General features: G+C 43.2%; 21 protein-coding genes and 1 pseudogene. 10 read left to right on the plus strand and 12 right to left on the minus strand.

All coding sequences use genetic code 11. From position 1 onward, the window contains the following. Position 1: 1 nt before the first annotated feature. Positions 2 to 1,387, plus strand: a complete 1,386-nt coding sequence (locus AC3CH4_RS11190) for a peptide MFS transporter (RefSeq protein ID WP_488542960.1) — start codon at positions 2 to 4, stop codon at positions 1,385 to 1,387. 90 nt (positions 1,388 to 1,477) lie between these two features. On the opposite strand, the gene hemH is transcribed toward AC3CH4_RS11190, so the two are convergent. From hemH to htpG, 3 genes are all read right to left on the minus strand, one after another. Next, positions 1,478 to 2,440 (minus strand): ferrochelatase, encoded by a 963-nt coding sequence (gene hemH, locus AC3CH4_RS11195; RefSeq protein ID WP_054547642.1) that lies wholly within the window; start codon positions 2,438 to 2,440, stop codon positions 1,478 to 1,480. 277 nt (positions 2,441 to 2,717) lie between these two features. Next, positions 2,718 to 3,362 carry an adenylate kinase gene (adk, locus tag AC3CH4_RS11200; protein WP_488542961.1) on the minus strand — a complete coding sequence of 215 codons (645 nt, stop codon included), beginning with the start codon at positions 3,360 to 3,362 and terminating at the stop codon, positions 2,718 to 2,720. Positions 3,363 to 3,750: 388 nt separating this feature from the next. Then, a complete protein-coding gene (htpG, locus tag AC3CH4_RS11205) occupies positions 3,751 to 5,655 on the minus strand; it encodes a molecular chaperone HtpG (protein WP_488542962.1) in 1,905 nt (634 codons plus the stop codon). A 269-nt stretch (positions 5,656 to 5,924) separates the two neighbouring features. Between htpG and AC3CH4_RS11210 the strand changes: the two genes are divergently transcribed. The 3 genes from AC3CH4_RS11210 to AC3CH4_RS11220 all read left to right on the plus strand — a co-directional run bounded on the left by AC3CH4_RS11210 (position 5,925) and on the right by AC3CH4_RS11220 (position 7,806). After that, a complete protein-coding gene (locus AC3CH4_RS11210) occupies positions 5,925 to 6,836 on the plus strand; it encodes a transcriptional regulator (RefSeq protein WP_054547641.1) in 912 nt (303 codons plus the stop codon). Between the two features lies 1 nt (position 6,837). Further along, positions 6,838 to 7,353 (plus strand): regulatory protein ToxS, encoded by a 516-nt coding sequence (locus AC3CH4_RS11215; protein WP_054547640.1) that lies wholly within the window; start codon positions 6,838 to 6,840, stop codon positions 7,351 to 7,353. A gap of 147 nt (positions 7,354 to 7,500) precedes the next feature. Continuing rightward, positions 7,501 to 7,806: an Rdx family protein gene (locus AC3CH4_RS11220; RefSeq protein WP_479276865.1), complete on the plus strand. Its 306-nt coding sequence runs from the start codon at positions 7,501 to 7,503 to the stop codon at positions 7,804 to 7,806. A 30-nt stretch (positions 7,807 to 7,836) separates the two neighbouring features. Here the strand turns inward: AC3CH4_RS11220 and yfcE are convergent, their stop codons facing one another. Genes yfcE through AC3CH4_RS11245 form a run of 5 tightly spaced genes read right to left on the minus strand, consistent with a single transcriptional unit; the run spans position 7,837 to position 10,699 of the window. Continuing rightward, on the minus strand, positions 7,837 to 8,382 hold the full coding sequence (yfcE, locus tag AC3CH4_RS11225) for a phosphodiesterase (RefSeq protein WP_004734243.1): 546 nt from the start codon (positions 8,380 to 8,382) through the stop codon (positions 7,837 to 7,839). Positions 8,383 to 8,429: 47 nt separating this feature from the next. Then, entirely contained in the window at positions 8,430 to 8,837 is a 408-nt protein-coding gene (locus tag AC3CH4_RS11230; RefSeq protein ID WP_050651629.1) for a CBS domain-containing protein, read from the minus strand. Beyond that, on the minus strand, positions 8,834 to 9,184 hold the full coding sequence (locus AC3CH4_RS11235) for a P-II family nitrogen regulator (RefSeq protein ID WP_054547637.1): 351 nt from the start codon (positions 9,182 to 9,184) through the stop codon (positions 8,834 to 8,836). The genes AC3CH4_RS11230 and AC3CH4_RS11235 overlap by 4 nt, the downstream gene beginning before the upstream one ends. Continuing rightward, positions 9,174 to 9,968: a DUF1538 domain-containing protein gene (locus tag AC3CH4_RS11240; RefSeq protein ID WP_017090179.1), complete on the minus strand. Its 795-nt coding sequence runs from the start codon at positions 9,966 to 9,968 to the stop codon at positions 9,174 to 9,176. Before AC3CH4_RS11240 ends, AC3CH4_RS11235 begins: the two co-directional genes overlap by 11 nt. Then, positions 9,965 to 10,699 carry a DUF1538 domain-containing protein gene (locus AC3CH4_RS11245; RefSeq protein WP_017079455.1) on the minus strand — a complete coding sequence of 245 codons (735 nt, stop codon included), beginning with the start codon at positions 10,697 to 10,699 and terminating at the stop codon, positions 9,965 to 9,967. Before AC3CH4_RS11245 ends, AC3CH4_RS11240 begins: the two co-directional genes overlap by 4 nt. 300 nt (positions 10,700 to 10,999) lie before the next feature. On the opposite strand from AC3CH4_RS11245, the gene AC3CH4_RS11250 reads away from it, so the two are divergent. The 5 genes from AC3CH4_RS11250 (at position 11,000) to AC3CH4_RS11270 (ending at position 15,620) form a co-directional block, all read left to right on the plus strand. Beyond that, positions 11,000 to 11,914: a TIGR01777 family oxidoreductase gene (locus AC3CH4_RS11250; protein WP_428784921.1), complete on the plus strand. Its 915-nt coding sequence runs from the start codon at positions 11,000 to 11,002 to the stop codon at positions 11,912 to 11,914. A gap of 43 nt (positions 11,915 to 11,957) precedes the next feature. After that, on the plus strand, positions 11,958 to 12,785 hold the full coding sequence (locus AC3CH4_RS11255) for an SDR family oxidoreductase (RefSeq protein ID WP_488542963.1): 828 nt from the start codon (positions 11,958 to 11,960) through the stop codon (positions 12,783 to 12,785). 394 nt (positions 12,786 to 13,179) lie between these two features. Beyond that, positions 13,180 to 14,034 (plus strand): co-chaperone YbbN, encoded by an 855-nt coding sequence (locus AC3CH4_RS11260; protein ID WP_428784922.1) that lies wholly within the window; start codon positions 13,180 to 13,182, stop codon positions 14,032 to 14,034. A gap of 197 nt (positions 14,035 to 14,231) precedes the next feature. Further along, complete coding sequence (locus AC3CH4_RS11265) at positions 14,232 to 15,161, plus strand: SPFH domain-containing protein (protein WP_004734251.1); 930 nt, start codon at positions 14,232 to 14,234, stop codon at positions 15,159 to 15,161. A 3-nt stretch (positions 15,162 to 15,164) separates the two neighbouring features. Further along, the gene (locus AC3CH4_RS11270; RefSeq protein ID WP_488542964.1) at positions 15,165 to 15,620 is read left to right on the plus strand and encodes an NfeD family protein; all 456 of its coding nucleotides are present in this window, start codon (positions 15,165 to 15,167) and stop codon (positions 15,618 to 15,620) included. Positions 15,621 to 15,656: 36 nt separating this feature from the next. Here the strand turns inward: AC3CH4_RS11270 and cueR are convergent, their stop codons facing one another. Next, complete coding sequence (gene cueR / locus AC3CH4_RS11275; RefSeq protein ID WP_017085964.1) at positions 15,657 to 16,052, minus strand: Cu(I)-responsive transcriptional regulator; 396 nt, start codon at positions 16,050 to 16,052, stop codon at positions 15,657 to 15,659. Positions 16,053 to 16,413: 361 nt separating this feature from the next. On the opposite strand from cueR, the gene AC3CH4_RS11280 reads away from it, so the two are divergent. Continuing rightward, positions 16,414 to 16,590: a hypothetical protein gene (locus AC3CH4_RS11280; RefSeq protein ID WP_171308861.1), complete on the plus strand. Its 177-nt coding sequence runs from the start codon at positions 16,414 to 16,416 to the stop codon at positions 16,588 to 16,590. Between the two features lie 36 nt (positions 16,591 to 16,626). Here AC3CH4_RS11280 and AC3CH4_RS11285 read toward each other — a convergent pair whose 3' ends face one another. The 3 genes and pseudogenes from AC3CH4_RS11285 to AC3CH4_RS11295 all read right to left on the minus strand — a co-directional run bounded on the left by AC3CH4_RS11285 (position 16,627) and on the right by AC3CH4_RS11295 (position 18,591). After that, positions 16,627 to 16,992: a DUF2799 domain-containing protein gene (locus AC3CH4_RS11285; RefSeq protein WP_171308862.1), complete on the minus strand. Its 366-nt coding sequence runs from the start codon at positions 16,990 to 16,992 to the stop codon at positions 16,627 to 16,629. 63 nt (positions 16,993 to 17,055) lie between these two features. Next, a complete protein-coding gene (locus AC3CH4_RS11290) occupies positions 17,056 to 18,456 on the minus strand; it encodes an OprD family porin (protein WP_065205005.1) in 1,401 nt (466 codons plus the stop codon). Continuing rightward, a pseudogene (locus tag AC3CH4_RS11295) lies at positions 18,437 to 18,591 on the minus strand (DNA ligase). Before AC3CH4_RS11295 ends, AC3CH4_RS11290 begins: the two are co-directional and overlap by 20 nt. Between the last annotated feature and the right edge of the window lie 245 nt (positions 18,592 to 18,836).

The following is an 18,836-nucleotide window of genomic DNA, read 5'->3' on the forward strand; positions in this document are numbered from 1 at the left end:
TATGCCAAGCAATCACAACATCTTTGGCCACCCTAGAGGCCTATTTCTACTTTTTAGCACAGAGCTATGGGAACGTTTCTCCTACTATGCAATGCGTGCCATCCTTGTTTTATTTCTTACCGATACCACTATCAATGGTGGCCTTGGTTGGTCAACAAAAGATGCCCTCGATCTTTATGGCATCTATACTGGTTTAGTCTATATCACGCCATTAATCGGCGGCTGGCTGGCCGATAACTACTTAGGACAACGTAAATCGATCCTAGTGGGCGGTGTATTAATGGCCTTAGGCCAATTTACGCTCGCTCTTCCTAACGGCGCTATTGGCTTAGACCAAGTAAATGCTCTTTATCTAGGTTTAGCACTGCTTATCAGTGGTAACGGTATGTTTAAACCAAACATCTCGACCATGGTTGGCGACCTATACCAAGAAGGCGATAACCGACGTGACGGCGCTTTCACCATTTTCTACATGGGCATCAACTTAGGCGCGCTACTGGGTGGCTTAATTTCAGGTGCTGCAGTCGATTCATTCGGCTGGAAAGCTGGCTTCCTAGCCGCTGGTATCGGTATGGTTATTAGCTTAGTTATGCAATTGACGATGGCTCAGTCATGGTTAGGCAACATTGGCTCAGTACCTGCAGCTGCACGAGCGAAAGCGCTGAACAAATCGAAAGAGAAAACACCACTGACCAAAGAAGAGTTCGACAGACTAAAAGTTATTCTAGTTATGGGTCTGTTCGTAATCGTTTTCTGGGCTGGCTTTGAACAAGCTGGCGGTTTGATGAACATCTACACTCAACAATATACTGACCGTATGATTGGTGGCTTTGAAGTTCCTGCAGCTTGGTTCCAATCTCTGAACCCATTCTTCATCATTACACTTGCACCAATCATTGCTGCATTTTGGGTCAAGCTTGGTAAGCGTGAACCAAACTCGCCAGTGAAATTTGCGATGGCGTTGTTTTTCTTAGCACTAGGCTTTGTGTGCATGATGGGTGCAGTAATGGAGCAAGGTGGCGACCTAACAGTCAAAACATCAATGCTATGGCTAGTCGGTGCTTTCTTCTTCCATACTCTTGGTGAGCTTTGTCTATCTCCTATTGGCCTGTCGTTGGTCACTAAGTTAGCTCCACTTCGTCTGGCATCGTTAATGATGGGTGCATGGTTTGGCTTCAATGCTGTCGCAAACTACGTCGCTGGCCTTGTGGGTTCTCACGTTGGTGAGCTTGGCGCAATGTCTATCTTCGGTGGTATCGCAATTACAGCGACAATAAGTGGCGTCTTACTGCTTCTTTGTGCAGGTAAACTTGTATCATGGATGCATGGTGTAGAAACTAACATGGCGCTTGAAGCAGAGCCAAAAGCAGAAACTTCGGTTGCTTAATATCTAGATCTATTTCAAAAAGAAACATCAGGATCAAAAAGGGCTGCTCAATGAGCAGCCCTTTTGTTATTTATTCTATTGGTATATTAGTTAGCGATGAAGCGCCACTAGCTCAGCCATCATATCGATGTGTGAGTCTCTGTCGTTAAGACACATAATGTAGCTAAAGTCTGAGCCACCAGCATCAATGAACGTCTCTTTACACTGGTCAGAAATCTCTTCCAACGTTTCCAAACAGTCAACCGAGAACGCAGGAGCCATGATATCAATCTTCTTGATGCCCTTACTCGGCAGTGATTCAAGTGTCTCGTCAGTGTAAGGCTTCAACCACTCTTCTCGACCAAATCGAGACTGGTATGTCATGGTGATATCGTCCGCTGATAAGCCTAACTCAGCAGCAAGTAATTTGGTCGTCGCTTCACAATGCTGAGGGTAGATGTCACCTTCATCAGCGAGTCGCTTCGGAATACCGTGGAAAGAACACACTAAATGATCGGCTCTACCATTTTCTTCCCAATGGCTACGAACACTTTCAGCCAGTGCTTTCGCATAGCTAGGGTGAGAATAATAATCTCGAATAAAGCGATAGCTCGGGATAACAGGCATTTTTTTGAAGGCTTTAGTTAAACCATCAGAAACGGCCGCTGTCGTTGTTCCTGAGTACTGAGGATACAGAGGTAGTACGATGATGTCTTCGACACCCTGCTCCATCAGTTGTTCGACACCCGTCTTAAGACTTGGGTTGCCATAGGTCATACCCAGCGCAACCGGCATTTGCAATTTCTTCTGCAGTTTCTCAGCTTGTCTTTGTGAGTACACAAGCAGCGGTGATCCATCGTCCATCCAGACAGACTGATACAATTTAGCCACTTTCGGAGCTCGAATCGGTAAGATCACCCCATGTAAAATAGGACACCAAAGCCAACGCGTTAGGTTTACGACTCGCTTATCGTGTAAGAATTCACTCAAAAATCGACGAACGCCAGCTGGAGTCGCCGAATCTGGTGTTCCTAGGTTCACCAGTAAAACGCCCTGCTTTTTATTATTTTCCATAGATACCTGAGACCAATGTGTGATTTTCTGGAACGTAATATACTAATCTGCATAAGTTTAAGATCATTGTTACGCAACTAAATTTAAGAATAGTCGTTCTTAACCTGAGTTATCGCAACATCACCTTGATCGTTAGCCGCGTGAATCTAAGCCGCAGCGCGGAAATTATGCACAATCGATTTTATCTAGATTGGTATATGACTAAAAATTGAAACAAAAAAAGCGACCTTAACGGTCGCTTCCAATATATCAAATTCTAAAACTGGCTGTTAGCCAATTATGCTAGTGCTTTCTCAAGCTCTGCACTAACTTCAGCAACTTGCTTAGTACCATCAAATTTAAGGTACTTAGTGTTACCTGCTTCTGCTTCCTTACCGTAGTAAGAAATAAGCGGAGCCGTTTGATCGTGGTATACGCCTAGACGTGCACGAACTGTTTCTTCTTTGTCGTCATCACGTACAACAAGCTCTTCGCCAGTGATGTCATCTTTACCTTCTTCTTTAGGTGGGTTGTACACACTGTGGTATGTACGACCAGAAGGAAGGTGAGCACGACGACCAGCCATACGCTCAACAATCACATCGTCAGCTACGTCGAATTCAACAACGTAATCAACAGCAATGCCCATTTCTTTTAGGCCATCCGCTTGTGGGATTGTGCGTGGGAAACCGTCTAGTAGGAAACCTTTCTCACAGTCATCTTGAGCGATACGCTCTTTGATTAGACCAAGGATAATTTCATCAGAAACTAGCTGACCAGCGTCGATTACTGATTTTGCTTGCTTACCAAGCTCAGTACCCTCTTTGATAGCAGCACGTAGCATGTCACCAGTTGAAATTTGAGGGATACCAAATTTGTTCATGATGAAGTTAGCTTGAGTACCTTTACCCGCGCCAGGAGCACCTAGAAGAATGATGCGCATGTTTAATCCTCTTATAAAAATTATGATTTATACCGAAGCTCACTATCCCGCCTTTCTGGTTTAATTTAGGTCAAACAAGAGAGGTTAGGTAACAACTGAGGCTAAGCACAACTGTAAACAGAAGCAAAACGGTAAGTTTCGGTATAATGTTTAAAAATCATACAACTGGAGACGATAGGTTCATAGTACCAGCTGATTAGGTCGAGCATTCTATCACATTAATATTCAATTTGGCTGAAATTAAGACTAAAGAATGTGTCGACAGCGTTTGCGTTCGTCTTGTTAGCAACTTTAGCAACATTTCGATGAAGTTAAGCGACGTTCATAAAAAAAGCCCGCATTCGCGAGCTTTTATTCATAATTATGGGCTTAGCCCAAAGTCGAAAGACTAGCGTTTTGTTAGTAGCTCGTTGATTGCACCTAAGAATTGTGACGGATCTTCCATTGAGCCCTTTTCAGCCAGCATAGCCTGGCCAAGTAATAGCTCAACCCAGCGACCAAACGCTTGTTCATCCGCTTCATCAGCCATCTGTTTAACTAGCGCATGTTCAGGGTTAATCTCAAAGATGTACTTCACCTCAGGAGCAGCTTGACCCGCAGCTTCAAGAAGTTTAGCCATTTGAGTGCCCATCTCGAAATCATCGGTAACAACAACAGCAGGTGTAGTTGATAACTTGAATGTCGTGCGAACCTCTTTAACACGATCACCAAGATAAGATTGAGTGCGCTCAACAACAGATTTGAACTCTTCTTCTGCCTCTTTTTGCTTCTCTTTCTCTTCTTCGCCTTCGAACTTGCTTAGGTCTAAGCCCGCTTTGGTGATCGATTGGAACTGCTTACCATCAAAATCAGTAAGGTAGTTCATTACGTACTCATCAATACGATCGTACATTAGAACCACTTCGATACCTTTTGCTTTGAACTGCTCCAAATGCGGGCTGTTCTTAGCGGCAGCGTAGTTATCTGCTGTTAGGTAATAAATCTTGTCTTGACCTTCCTTCATACGTTCAACGTAAGACACTAGGCTGATAGCTTGGTCAGCAGAGTCAACTTCCGTTGATGAGAAGCGAAGTAAACCAGCGATTTTTTCTTTGTTCGCCATGTCTTCCGCTGGGCCTTCTTTCAGTACAAGGCCAAACTCTTTCCAAAACTCTAGGTACTTGTCGTTGTCATTCTTCGCCATGCGCTCAAGCATAGTCAGGACACGCTTGGTACATGCGCCACGAAGAGACTGAGTTACCTTATTATCTTGCAAGATTTCACGAGACACGTTCAGTGGTAGATCGTTTGAGTCAATCAAGCCGCGAACGAAACGCATGTAAGATGGCATGAACTGCTCTGCATCATCCATGATGAATACTCGCTGTACATAAAGCTTAAGGCCGCTCTTATGGTCACGATTCATCATATCCCAAGGTGCTTTAGCAGGGATGTAAAGTAGGCTTGTGTAGTCGTTCTTACCTTCAACTTTGTTATGGCTCCACGTTAATGGATCAGCAAAGTCGTGAGATACGTGCTTGTAAAACTCCTGGTACTCTTCTTTCTCGATATCAGACTTGTTACGAGTCCAAAGCGCTTGAGCCTTGTTAATCTGTTCCCAATGTTTCTCTTCGGTGTCTTTACCTTCGTCATCTTTAACCGCAGTTAAGATTGAAACAGGGATACCGATGTGATCAGAGTATTTACCAATGACTTCACGCAGACGCCATTCATTTAGGAATTCTTTACCGTCTTCGCGCATATGAAGAATGATATCAGTACCACGAGACTCTTTAGTGATGTCTTCGATGGTGTAATCACCTTCCCCTGCAGAGTGCCACTGAACAGCTTCATTACTCGCTAGACCTGCTGCACGTGTGCGAACCGTTACCGCGTCTGCAACGATGAATGCAGAATAGAAACCAACACCAAATTGACCAATCAATTGAGAGTCTTTGCTTTGGTCTTCAGACAGCTTTGAGAAAAAGTCTGCAGTACCCGATTTAGCAATCGTACCTAAATGCTCAATAACGTTGTCGCGGCTCATGCCGATGCCGTTATCTGAAATCGTTAAAGTATTGGTTTCAGCGCTAAAAGATAATTTTACGCCTAGGTCTGCATCACCTTGGTAAAGGTCACCGTTTGACAAGGCTTGGAAACGAAGCTTATCAGCCGCGTCAGATGCATTAGAGATCAGCTCACGTAAGAAGATTTCTTTATTTGAATACAGTGAGTGAATCATTAGGTGAAGTAGTTGTTTTACTTCAGATTGAAAGCCACGAGTCTCTTTATTTTGCGTTGCTGTTTCGCTCATTTTTACTCCAAAACATCTATACTTTATGTTGAATACCATAGGGGCGTAACACTTGATGCCACTCTTATGTTCATTAACATGAGGATGACAAATGTAAATTCAAGGTCAAAAATCATAAAAACACTGTTTTTTTGATCTGTTTTTATTATCCTTGAGTCTGATAAATATAAAAGAACATAAAAGAAGCCATGATTTGGTGAAGAATTAACGGAACTTCACCTGAGATTTGTCTATTTCGCACTCAAAATCATCCAAAATAGAAGAATTCAATGAGCAATATCGGCACAAAGTTTATTCTCGCACAGCGGTTCGTATTCGACCCAAATAGCAATTCACTTGTTGATCAAATGAGCGACGGCGAAGTCGTGCGCCTTGGCAGCAATGAAAGCCGCATTCTCCTGATGCTGTCAGAAAGACCCAATGAAGTTATCACTCGTAATGAATTGCACGAGTATGTTTGGCGAGATCAAGGCTTTGAGGTTGATGACTCAAGCTTAACGCAAGCAGTTTCGACCCTGAGAAAGATGCTCAAGGACTCGACCAAATCTCCAGAATTCGTAAAAACGGTACCTAAACGCGGTTACCAATTTATTGCAACCGTTGAACGCTCTGCACCACTTTCATCAAATGATCAGCCAGCAGCGGCTGAAATTGCAGAAAATGACGTAGAACCTATCTTAACGTTTGCAACGCCTACAATGACCGAAGAAGCAATGACTGAAGCTGTTGAGCCCGAGTCAATTACAAAGTTTCAAGAAACCAAAGTTGAAGTGGAACCAGCAACAACACCAACTGCGACCCCGGTTAAAAGCACCAATAAGTGGTTAGCGTTTTCGTTATTGCTTGCGGCTTTCATCATGCCAATTCTGGTTTTAACGTTTACTAACCCCGCAGAATCGGAGTTCAGAACATTGACTGAAGTGGATGGTGTAAAAATTCAAACCCCAATCAATCATCCTGATCTCAGCAGTTGGCTACCTGCGATAGAAAAGTGTGTATTGCGTTACAACACCAATCACACTGGCATGCTGAAACCGACTGAGGTGATTGCAACTGGTGGACAAACCAACAACCTTGCCCTCAACTACATTCACCCGCAAGATTACTCTAGCGAAAATGTAACCCTAAGAATTTACGCAAACCAGTCGGATGTAAACGACATTTGTAACGGTGGTCAGTAACATGAAATTAAAAGTATCGATTATTTTACTGGTTCTATCTGCATTTTTAAGTGGTTGGTTATATTGGGGCAGTGATGCAAAAGTAGAGCGCTTGCTCACTCAGCATGAATGGCAATCGAAAATGGTGACTCTGATTAGCGATAACAAGCAAGCTGATTCAATCGGGCCGCTTCGTAAAGTTGAATTGTCATCGAATGCGAAATACCTACCAAATGGTACGTACCTGAGAATGTCAGTGGTTAGGCTGTACAGCACTCAAACTGCACCTGCGAATGTGATCAACATATCTGAAACAGGTCAGTGGGATATTAACGATAACTATTTACTGATTTCGCCAACGGAGTTTAAAGATGTAACTTCTGCTGAGCGCCAAGACTTTTCGGAAGAGCAACTCGAACTTATCACTCAAGTGATTAAGATGGATGCAGAGCAAAGCCGACGCATTGATATTATTAATCAGAAGGCACTGCTGCTCACTAGCTTAAATCACGGTTCTACCGTTTTGTTCTCAAACTAAAACTGGTTCAAACTAAAACTCTGCAGTTATTTATGTATATCAATAGCTGAATACCATTAAACGGTATATCAATAGAAAGGGGCATGATGCCCCTTTTTTGTTAGCCGTTGGCATCAAATTACGGATGTAGCATTTTAAGGATTAACTATGAATACGGATCAACCAAATCTGACGCCAGCAAAAGCGACAATCGCAATACACTATTGCCGTCAGTGTAATTGGATGCTTCGTTCAAGTTGGTTATGCCAAGAGCTGCTGCATACCTTTAGCGAAGAAATTGAACAAGTGAGCTTGCATCCAGACACCGGAGGCAGGTTCGAAATCTTTTGTAATGGTGTGCAGATTTGGGAAAGAAAAGCAGATGAAGGTTTTCCAGAAGCGAAAGTTCTGAAGCAAAGAGTGCGAAACATCATTGCTCCAGACAGGGACCTCGGCCACGTAGACTCAAAGTGAGCCTTTTCTAACGCCGCCGATTGAGTTTATTTAAAGCTCGCCACTCACAATTACGTCACCTTCAAGGCTAATGACTTTAAAGGTATTATTTTCATAGATGCCATGGCTCGCTGCGTGACCATCTCGTGGGAATGTCACCGAACTAGGGTTAAAGATAAAGATATCATCTTGGTATTCGGCAACTGGAATATGGGTATGTCCATGGGCAATAATATCACCCGCTTTTAGTGCTGGTCGTTTAGTGGTGTTATACAAATGACCATGGGTTAGAAAGATACGCTGACCTGATTCCAATAACACCCATGAGTAATCCATCATCATTGGAAAAGACAACAACATCTGATCCACTTCACTGTCACAGTTACCACGAACGGCAATGATCTCTTGAGAAAACGCATTCAACTTCTCTGCAACCGCCGGTGGATTGTATCCTTCGGGAATCGGGTTTCTTGGACCATGATTCAGAATGTCACCCAATAGCACTAAATATTGCGCACCAGACGCTTGGTAGAGTTCTAATACCTTTTCTGTTGCTGGCAGCGAACCGTGTAGGTCTGAAGCAAAAAATAATTTCACACGTACTTCTCCATAAAATTTATGAGCCTATTGTACGTATCTAAATGCTACACGTCATCTCTCACCATACCGTTGATCACGATATTATTGTAACTAACCATACCGACTATTTTGTTATCACGAACTACTGGCGCGCGACTGATTCCAAAGCGTTCAAACAGGCGAGCGCAATACTTTACGTTCATCTCAGCAGACACGCTTAGCGCTGGCTTGGTCATGATTTCATAAACATTGGTTCGCTTGGGAGATCGATTCTTAGCCAACACTTTCTTTGCTATATCATTCATCAACACGATACCGTACTCGTCATCCTCGTGGCGTTTATCGACAATGATTGCCTTCACTTTGTGCTTCTTCGCCATCTCTATCGCTTCTAACACCGTAGTTAGCCCATCGATAATCACATACGTATTGGCCATGACATCGCCTACTCGGATCTTTTCACTGGTACTCATAGCTCATCCTCCACAACCTTTGTTAACGTCTCAACTTGGTGCGCAACGCCTACTGCATCTTCCACATCTATCTGTACTGCAATACCCTGTCCCGATTCTTGGTCAAACTCCCCCACTTCACTAATTCTTTCGAGAATATGCCTTGCTAGATGCTCCTCAACGACAAACAGCAGCACATCTTTTTGCACCTCTAATGTTAATCCGAAGAAGGTCCGCTTTTGGTTTAAGCCCTGCCCTCTGGCATTATTAATCACGGTTGCTCCGGTTGCGCCCGCATCACGCGCGGCATCGAGCACAGTGTCGGTTTTGCTCTCTTCTACAAACGCTAGGATAAGTTTAAAGCGCATCTTTGCTCTCCTTAGAGGTGTGTAAACGGTTTAACCATTGGGTTATTTGGGCGTAGCTCATCACCGAAATGATGGGGAACAAACTCGCAAAGGCGATTAAGCCGAAACCGTCTATTACTGGATTTCGCCCCGGTACAGTTGAAGCAAGCCCTAATCCAAGAGCCGTCACTAAAGGCACTGTCACGGTAGATGTCGTAACCCCGCCTGAATCGTAGGCCAATGGAATGATCAATTTGGGGGCGTAAAAGGTTTGAATCACCACAATGACATAGCCACAAATAATGTAGTAATGGATAGGATCGCCCGCAACAATACGGTAGCTACCCAATGAGATACCAATGGCAACGCCTAATGCCACGGCAATTCTCAGTCCGTTAACACTGATACTGCCACCGGATACTTGGTTTGCCTTAATCGCTACAGCAATCAAAGAAGGCTCGGCTATCGTGGTACTAAAACCAATACAAAACGCAAACAGGTAAACCCAGTAATAATCAAACCAAGCCAATGAAAGACCAGAGCTGATCTTAAACTCAGTCAAAAAGCTTGGTTCGGTGAGTTGCATTGCCATCGTCTCCCCTAGAGGGAATAACGCGAGCTCCAACCCCATCAAAAAGAGTGATAAGCCAAGAATGACGTAAAAGAAACCGATGAGCACTTTGGCAAGGTTATTGACAGGCTTACGCAGTACCGCTAACTGAAAACCGAAGATGATCACCGCAATCGGAATCACATCCATCACAGTGCCTAGAAAGGTGTCGATAAATTGCTGCACACTGATCATGTCACCACCATCCCGTACACCATGACAAACATCATCGGCAGAAGTGAAGCAAACGCGATCAATCCAAAGCCATCAATCATCGGATTTCGTCCTTTAATCGCCGAGGCTAAACCTACGCCTAATGCGGTCACTAACGGAACGGTGATCGTCGATGTTGTGACGCCGCCAGAGTCGTACGCAATCCCAATAATGTTTTCCGGGGCAAATGCAGTGAGCACCACAACTCCAATATAACCACCGATGATCATGTACTGAATTGGCCAACCTTTTAAGATCCGAAGTACGCCTAATAGAATGGCAATACCGACCGATAACGCCACAGTGAAGCGCAGGCCATCGGCATATTGTTCCCTTTCATCTAAAGAGTTGGGAATAACACCACCTTCAGCTGCAACTTCTGCTGCTTCAGCAGCCACTGCGGTTAACGCGGGTTCGGCAATGGTGGTACCAAAGCCCAAACAAAAAGCGAAGGTCAATAACCAAAACACGCTCCCCTTGCGAGCAAAAGCTTGAGCCATCGACTCGCCAATTGGGAACAGACCCATTTCAAGGCCAAAGATAAAAAAAGTCAGTCCAAAAACCACCAGCACTAAGCCAGTTAGAATAGACAAAAGATGAGGGAGTGGCTCTTGCAAAACAGCAAGCTGGAAGAAAGCAATCACCGCCACGATCGGCAAGAGATCCCTTAGACTACCTAACATGGCTCGAAATAAAGCAAGCACTGCCGTCATCGCAACTCCTAGTCATTGAAATTGTATCTGGTTATTAATTACTAATAATCATGGCAAATCCTTATCATTCCTTATGTGACAAATATTACGCAGTTGGTAACATATCCGAGTAAAGTCCATAAGTGTGATAGCGGTATACATCCTAACTTGATGAATTTAATTTCATTCTTTCGTAAATTGATACGGCGTAATTTGGGTATCACACGATTGAAACCAACTGATCGTTATAGTGATTTTTTCGTATTGATTGGCGTTCAAAAACAAGCCATGTCTATAATTATGTTTAATAGGGAGATTGGTATGAAGATATTGTTAACTGGTGGTACGGGATTTATTGGTTCTGAATTGGTCAAAAGCTGGAACACTGACGACGTGACATTATTGACGCGGAGCCCCGAAAAAGCGAAGCAAAACCTAAATCATCTGAACCAGAATAACCTTCATTACATTCAATCTCTTGATGGACTGAGCGATCTCAATGACTTCGATGTAGTGGTCAATCTTGCTGGCGAACCTATCGCTGACAAGCGTTGGAGTGCGGAGCAAAAAGAGAGGATCTGTAACAGCCGCTGGCACATTACTGAAAAACTGGTCGAGTTAATTCATGCCAGCAGCAACCCGCCGAAGGCTTTTATTAGCGGCTCAGCCGTGGGTTACTATGGTGATCAACAGCAACATCCGTTTGACGAATCACTACAAGTAGAAGATGAAAGCTTTCCTCACAAAGTTTGCGCTCATTGGGAAGAAATAGCCAAGAGAGCACAATCAGAAAGAACACGCGTGATACTACTGCGAACAGGTATTGTACTTGGTGAAAATGGCGGTGCGCTCAAAAAGATGCTTATGCCGTACAAACTAGGAGTTGGTGGACCGCTAGGTTCAGGCGAGCAATACATGCCTTGGATTCACATGCTGGATATGGTGAGAGCCATCAACCACTTATTGTCGATGCCTCACGCTCAAGGGGAATTTAATATGTGTGCCCCACACCCTGTCACCAACAAACTGTTCAGCAGCACACTCGCCAAGCAACTACGTCGACCTCATTTCTTATTCACGCCTAAATGGGCAATGTCGCTACTCATGGGTGAATCTTCTTGTCTGCTCTTTGACAGCATTCGTTCCAAACCAAAGAAGCTCACTGAAATGGGATTTATCTTTAGTTACTCAAGAATCGAACCTGCTCTGAAAAACTTGTTACAACATCAAGACTAATTCTTTACTCTAGAGAGATAGAGACTCTAATAAAGGATTAAGTGTGAACAAGTCGATTCTTATCACTGGCTGCTCAACGGGTATAGGCTATACATGTGCTCATGCACTGCAAAAACGTGGTTTTAATGTCATTGCATCCTGTCGCCACCCACGAGATGTAAAACGCCTTCAAGATGAAGGCCTCACTTGTATTCAATTAGATCTTTCCAACCAAGAGAGTATCGAGAATGGCGCCAAGCTTGCGATTGCACTCGCACCTAACGGGTTGTATGGGTTATTCAATAACGGCGCTTACGGTCAAGCAGGCGCGCTAGAAGACTTACCGACCCAAGGTCTCAGGGAGCAATTCGAAACCAACTTCTTTAGTTGGCATCATCTTGTTTGTCAGATCCTCCCGCACATGCGCGAACGTGGTGAAGGCCGAATCGTGCAAAACAGTTCCGTATTAGGTTTTGCCGCCATGAAATATCGTGGCGCTTATAATGCGTCAAAGTTCGCTATTGAAGGCTGGACGGATACCTTGCGTTTAGAGCTGCATGGCAGCGGTATACACATCTCGTTACTGCAACCTGGGCCAATTGAGACTCAATTTAGAACCAATGCCCTGAAAGCATTCAATAAATGGATCAATATTTCTGGCAGTGCTCACCAAGACGCTTACCAACAACAAAAAGACCGACTCGAAAATGAGTCATCGAACAACGCTTTTGTTCTGCCACCTGAGAGTTGTATCGAACCTGTATTTCACGCACTTTCGGCCAATAAACCCAAGCTAAGATACCGAGTTACGACCCCGACTAAAGTGTTCGCGGTATTGAAAAGGATTCTGCCGAGTCGCTGGCTAGACCCTATTTTGAGAAAAGCTGCATAATTTTCTAACTTTGAATGCACAGTCGCAAACTTTAATGTAACGATGTAATTTTTCCGTAACAATAAGATGTCATGATTTATCCTATCTCATCAATTACTCCCAATTGGTGAATCTAATCTGGACATTTCATGACTTTAAACCGCCTTAATTGGGTAGGTGTGAGTGTGGCGATTACGTTGTTTATTCTGTTTTGAATATCTCACGCAATACCTCACTGACCACCTCAATGATTACGCTATGCCTTCTATGTAGAGATAAACATCCTACCAACATCGAAGCATAGCGTTTTTATTTTTGTCTCTTTTTATCTGAGATACTCCAGTTAGATCTTGAAGTTACCGACTTATCCCCCCATATTTGCAACGTATCCATAAACAAACCTCAAGGAACGTAAATGCAATCTCCGCATATTGTTGAACTTAATGAGCAGAACTTTCGTCAAGTATTAGAAGGTTCGATGCAGACCCCTGTACTCATCCAATTTTGGGCACCAATGAGCCAAGAGAGCGCCCAAGTCATTCCTGAACTGCAAACATTAACTCAGCAATACAATGGCGCTTTCACCCTAGCTTTATTGAACTGCGAGCAAGAGCAAGCCATTGCTAGCCAATTTGGGGTTCAAGCACTACCGACCATTGCACTGTTTGTTAACGGTCAGCCTGTCGATGGGCTTGGTGGCCCTCAGAGCTTAGAAGCCATTGTTGAAATGCTAAACAAGCACCTTCCTAGCCAAGATGAACTTGCATTACGTCAAGCTCTAGAGCAAATGCAAGCAGGTGAGCACACACAAGCACTGGCAGCTATGCAGCAACTCCCAGCAGAGCTGACGAATAAAGGTGAAGTAAAACTGGCGATCGCAGAGTGTTTGTTAGAAACGCAACAGTTTGATCTTGCTGAAACTCAGCTAGCCACCATTCCTCTAGAGTACCGAGACAACTACTACAAAGGCTTAGTCGCGAAACTTGAACTTCACAAGCAAGCAGCAGACAGCCCTGAAATACAGGCATTAGAAACCGCTCTGCAGCAAGACCCGAATGACGCTAAGACTGCCTCTGAGTTAGCATTGCAATATCACCAAGTGAACCGCAACGAAGAAGCGATGGAGCTGTTGTGGTCTTTCCTAGCAAAAGATCTAAATACTTGCGATGGCGATATGAAAAAAGAGTTCATGGACATCTTAAGTGCGCTTGGGCAAGGAAACCCAGTTGCCAGTAAGTACCGTCGACAACTGTACTCTCTGCTTTACTAACAAAACCCTAAAATCGTTAGATTGAACATCGAAAACTGACAATTTAATCAATTAGTTTATCGAATTGAATAATATAAAATGGGCCATAAAATCAATATTTTATGGCCCATTTCTCGTTTATAAATTTGCTCAGAATTTAAATATGAGCCAGTATCAATAGTGAACTATCAAAAACTTAAACTTGCAAAGGATTTTGTATGGCTATTGATACATTGATTACTATTGGCGTCTTTACTGTCGTCGCACTACTGTTCATTTTCGCTGGTGTCAAAACCGTTCCACAGGGCAATAACTGGACCGTAGAACGCTTTGGCCGCTATACACAGACACTCAAACCAGGCCTAAACCTGATCATTCCATTTATCGATAAAGTCGGACAACGCATCAGTATGATGGAACGAGTTCTCGATATCCCAGCTCAAGAAGTCATCTCCAAAGATAATGCTAATGTCATGATTGATGCAGTTTGCTTCGTACAAGTTATCGATGCACCGAAAGCGGCTTATGAAGTAAATGACCTTGAGCATGCGATCCGTAATTTAACCCTCACCAATATCCGTACAGTACTTGGCTCTATGGAACTGGATGAAATGCTTAGCCAGCGTGACATGATCAATACCAAGCTGCTAAATATCGTGGATGAAGCAACTAACCCATGGGGCGTAAAAGTTACTCGTATCGAAATCAAAGATGTACAGCCACCAGCTGATCTAACCGCCGCGATGAATGCCCAGATGAAAGCTGAGCGAAACAAACGTGCCGACATTTTATCGGCTGAAGGCGTAAGACAAGCTGAGATCCTAAAAGCAGAAGGTCATAAGCAATCAGAAATCTTAAAAGCGGAAGGTCAAAAGCAAGCTGCAATCCTGCAAGCAGAAGCTCGTGAGCGTGCAGCAGAAGCAGAAGCTAAAGCGACAGAAATGGTGTCGACGGCCATCGCTCAAGGTGACATGCAAGCGGTCAATTACTTTATTGCACAAGGTTACACCGACGCACTGAAGTCTATCGGCCAAGCTGAAAACGGCAAGATAATCATGCTACCACTCGAAGCGACTGGCCTAATGGGTTCTGTTGCAGGTATCGCAGAGATGTTTGCACAAAGCAACGACAAGGGTAGTAAGGACTAACTTATGTTCGAGTTACTAGAGCAAGTAAACCACTGGCATTGGTTAGCATTTGGTCTAGCGCTGCTAGCCCTAGAGCTGGTTGGTACTGCTGGTTACTTTTTGTGGATAGGCATATCAGCCATGTGGGTCGGAGCGCTATTAGGCGCGCTACCAATCGGTTGGCAGATGCAATGGTTGTCCTTTGCGAGTTTTTCACTTATCACCACTTGGTTGTGGTGGAGAAGACAACTATCTAATGACAAGCAGTCAGACGCTGGACGAGAGCTAAATCAAAGAGAAAAACAACTTGTAGGGCAAACAACTCGAGTCGATACTGACATGCAAAAAGGCAAGTGTCGTATCCGTCTAGGTGATACTACGTGGTCAGCTGTTAGTGCTCAGGATTTAGAAGCAGGCACAGAGGTGATCGTCACTGCTGTAGATGGCATAGTATTAACGATTACTCCAACTAAAGAGTAATTCAAGCATTCCTTATTAAAGCCATAAGTAACCAAATTATGGCTTTTTTTCTACAAGTGAATCAATAATCGGGCAATGGCTATTTGAGTCACCTGGACATTGTTCAACCCACTCTTTCAATGTCTTCTGAATTGCCAATAGATCTTCAATTTTTTTGTTTACTTCTTCCAATTTACTAAGCGCTTTTGCTTTAACGTCAGCACTTTCTCGACAAGGATTGTCAGCTAATTCAACAAGCGCACGGCACTCATCAAGCGAAAAACCGGCGCTTCTTGCTTTCGCAACAATCCCAAGCTCTTTAATCTGCTTCTTATCATAACTTCTATAACCATTTTCCGAGCGGAAAGGCGCAGTGATAACCCCTTTGTCTTCGTAAAGACGAATAGATTTCGTTGATAAGTTAGTAAGTTTAGCCGCTTCACTTATGTTCATGATATTACTCTAATAACCAGTTGCACTTTATGCATTTATGAACCTTTATTGCCTTTGATGCAAAAAAAAATAATACGCCTAGAGTCCGTAAATACATAACAAATATAATTTAAGAAAATAAAGTCTTCTGTTTATAAGCGTTTTGCTTTCAACAAAGAAAATACCTTCCATTTACGGACACTTCCAGACACCACAAATCAATAAGTTACTGATTGATATGTTGAAATTAACTTTTGTTATTTTTCATTAAAAATTTTTATAGAACTTTGACCTTTCATCAACCGTATACATAATTGAGTATTAAGCATGACGTTTAAATGCTGTTTATTTTATTTTTTGGTAAGTATGAAGGATGGAAAATATGAAACTTTTAACTTTAGCACTAGCTTCAGTGTTTATTTTTTCAGCTCCAGTCTCTATTGCGCAAAACAACGCAGGAAAAGTATTTGGTGCAGGCGTTCAGTGCACATTCAATGACGGAGCGATAAAGCAACTGCCCCGTGAACTGTGCAAAGCATATGGTGGCACACATCAATAATTATAATGGGTAGGTTTAAGTTGATCGTTTCTGAGCCTACCTAAACTTATAGAAATCAGCACCAATAAATGCGTCCCATCCTCTTTGCCACTCAGCTTTGATCATCACCTCCTGAGGCATATCAGCACATTGTTCTGTGTACCTTGTTCCTTTGATGCCTTTTTCAAAAGCTTTATAAGGATCACAGAACTCTGATTTTCCTTTTTCATATCCGGCAAGATAAGCAGATTCATCAAACCCCACCTTTTCTTGTATATCAACTAATGAGTCATTATCTATCGCGTAGCCACGGGATCCAAAACGCTCCCCTTGACCATACCAAAACTCAGATGCTGTTTTCGGTGAAGAGCTACATGCAACCAAACTAAAAGCAATTAATACAATGGGAATAATACGTTTCATAAATATCTCCTAAAAAGCAAAAAAGCTGGGTAAATACCCAGCTTTTTCTATTTCTTATCTAACTTACTTAACTCCGAAAGGAATTGTTAGTGCTAGTTTGAAATCAGTCTCGTCTTGGAAGGCATTAGAGTAACCAGTCCAGTTTGGCGCGTCTGAATCATTAAAGAAGTTAGTGTAGTAGAAGCTGATGTTAGCATCTTTCAATGCACCAGCTTGAATTGCGTAATTTGCGAAGAAGCTATATGCATATTCGACTAGCTCATCGTAACCGTCAGCTTTCGCACCCGCACCGTAAGCACCACTTACACCAGCACTGAAGCCTGTACCACCAACATCAGAGAAATCACGAGTTGAAGATAGGAAGAACGCATATTCGCCATCGTGGTTAAAGTCAGAACGGTTGTTCCACCAAACGTCGTAAGCACCGTTTGAACCACCATACTGTTCTGTTAGGCGGTAAGACATGTTACCAACATTACCACGAGTATCTTCAGAGTCGGCAACTGTATATGTCGCTTCAGCACGGAAGCTGTATTGACCCATAGTTTTAGACGTTAATAATGCCGCTTGGAAAGCTGTGCTGTCAAACTGGTTGTCATCATCAACTACGTATAGTTGTGGAGACCAGAATAGACCGCCATCTGTCGTGCCTTTAACTTTAGCGTGGAAGTTTTTACGATCCCCGTCAGTCAAGCCACCGTAACCAACATCAAGTCCAATTCCATTACTTAGAGTATAACGAGCACCCATCGAGTATACATCGCCTACGTCTTTACCAGGGCTGCCCCAGAAAGAGCCATCGCGGAATTCATATGTTTCTTTGAACCAAGGGGCTTTGTACTGGTCTGCATAAACGAAACCAACAGAAAGGTCACCAAAGTTACCACCGATCTCACCACCACGGTATGTACCAGGAGCGAATGACCAGTTAACGCCTAAAGAACTAGGTACAGACGGTTGGAAGTAACCAAGTTGCGCATTGATGTTCTCGCCAAACTTAAATTTTAATGCTGCTTTAGCGAAAGAAACACCGTTATCCGTTTGGTAAGAATCACAGCCAGTACTTGCACCGTAAGCAGAATCACAGTCAAAAAAGTTCATCTCGTGTTCAAATGAACCGCCGGTTTCTTCACCCGCCCACATGTCGAATGTGCTGTACACTACTGCGTCAAAACCAACAACGTCAGCTACGTAACCTGAATGGAAACCTAAGTTAGCAAAGATAGAGCCGTGATCTAAGTTTGTTGTCTTAGCTGTATCATTGCCATTTGCATCCACATTACCACGGTCACGAGCACGCATGAAGAAGTTTAGGTTGCCACTAATTGTCGACTCAGAGAAGAACTCTGATGCCTGACTCGCATACTCAGGACCGATTGGATCTTCAGCCATAGCTGGAGCAGCAGAAAGTGCACCTACCATTGCTGCAGTAATCGCAGATACTTTAAAAAATTTGTTTTCCATGGAATAAAACTCCTAAAAATGGATATAGCTGTTTGAATATTCCCCGCCTAAAGTTGGCCGCCGTAGAGAGAAATACCTTTTCTTGTTTGAGAACCCTAAACTCGAATTCTCTATTTCCTTTCTGGTTATACACATCATGTGCATCCATGGCATTAAGACTAACTTCGCCCTCAAAAAGATCAATGAGAACTTAATTTTCATCTAAAAAAATATGAGTTAGTGCAAATTTAGTAGGTACTTAGTGATCCAGATCGACAAATTGTAAAGATCATAACCGAAAACGATAAAATAAATTAATATCAACAACTTAAATACAATCCACTCTTAAAAAAATAGAAGTGACTCGCATTTTCAATACAACTATAACGGCATTTAATTAA

The sequence above is a fragment of the Vibrio sp. QJM3NY_26 genome (assembly GCF_057786005.1).

Bases quoted from the DNA above. Each gene is read 5' to 3' on its own strand.
- AC3CH4_RS11190 (WP_488542960.1), top strand. From the start codon at position 2: ATGCCAAGCAATCACAACATCTTTGGCCACCCTAGAGGCCTATTTCTA.
- hemH (WP_054547642.1), bottom strand. From the start codon at position 2,440: ATGGAAAATAATAAAAAGCAGGGCGTTTTACTGGTGAACCTAGGAACA.
- adk (WP_488542961.1), bottom strand. From the start codon at position 3,362: ATGCGCATCATTCTTCTAGGTGCTCCTGGCGCGGGTAAAGGTACTCAA.
- htpG (WP_488542962.1), bottom strand. From the start codon at position 5,655: ATGAGCGAAACAGCAACGCAAAATAAAGAGACTCGTGGCTTTCAATCT.
- AC3CH4_RS11210 (WP_054547641.1), top strand. From the start codon at position 5,925: ATGAGCAATATCGGCACAAAGTTTATTCTCGCACAGCGGTTCGTATTC.
- AC3CH4_RS11215 (WP_054547640.1), top strand. From the start codon at position 6,838: ATGAAATTAAAAGTATCGATTATTTTACTGGTTCTATCTGCATTTTTA.
- AC3CH4_RS11220 (WP_479276865.1), top strand. From the start codon at position 7,501: ATGAATACGGATCAACCAAATCTGACGCCAGCAAAAGCGACAATCGCA.
- AC3CH4_RS11230 (WP_050651629.1), bottom strand. From the start codon at position 8,837: ATGAGTACCAGTGAAAAGATCCGAGTAGGCGATGTCATGGCCAATACG.
- AC3CH4_RS11235 (WP_054547637.1), bottom strand. From the start codon at position 9,184: ATGCGCTTTAAACTTATCCTAGCGTTTGTAGAAGAGAGCAAAACCGAC.
- AC3CH4_RS11240 (WP_017090179.1), bottom strand. From the start codon at position 9,968: ATGATCAGTGTGCAGCAATTTATCGACACCTTTCTAGGCACTGTGATG.
- AC3CH4_RS11245 (WP_017079455.1), bottom strand. From the start codon at position 10,699: ATGACGGCAGTGCTTGCTTTATTTCGAGCCATGTTAGGTAGTCTAAGG.
- AC3CH4_RS11250 (WP_428784921.1), top strand. From the start codon at position 11,000: ATGAAGATATTGTTAACTGGTGGTACGGGATTTATTGGTTCTGAATTG.
- AC3CH4_RS11260 (WP_428784922.1), top strand. From the start codon at position 13,180: ATGCAATCTCCGCATATTGTTGAACTTAATGAGCAGAACTTTCGTCAA.
- AC3CH4_RS11265 (WP_004734251.1), top strand. From the start codon at position 14,232: ATGGCTATTGATACATTGATTACTATTGGCGTCTTTACTGTCGTCGCA.
- AC3CH4_RS11270 (WP_488542964.1), top strand. From the start codon at position 15,165: ATGTTCGAGTTACTAGAGCAAGTAAACCACTGGCATTGGTTAGCATTT.
- cueR (WP_017085964.1), bottom strand. From the start codon at position 16,052: ATGAACATAAGTGAAGCGGCTAAACTTACTAACTTATCAACGAAATCT.
- AC3CH4_RS11280 (WP_171308861.1), top strand. From the start codon at position 16,414: ATGAAACTTTTAACTTTAGCACTAGCTTCAGTGTTTATTTTTTCAGCT.
- AC3CH4_RS11285 (WP_171308862.1), bottom strand. From the start codon at position 16,992: ATGAAACGTATTATTCCCATTGTATTAATTGCTTTTAGTTTGGTTGCA.
- AC3CH4_RS11290 (WP_065205005.1), bottom strand. From the start codon at position 18,456: ATGGAAAACAAATTTTTTAAAGTATCTGCGATTACTGCAGCAATGGTA.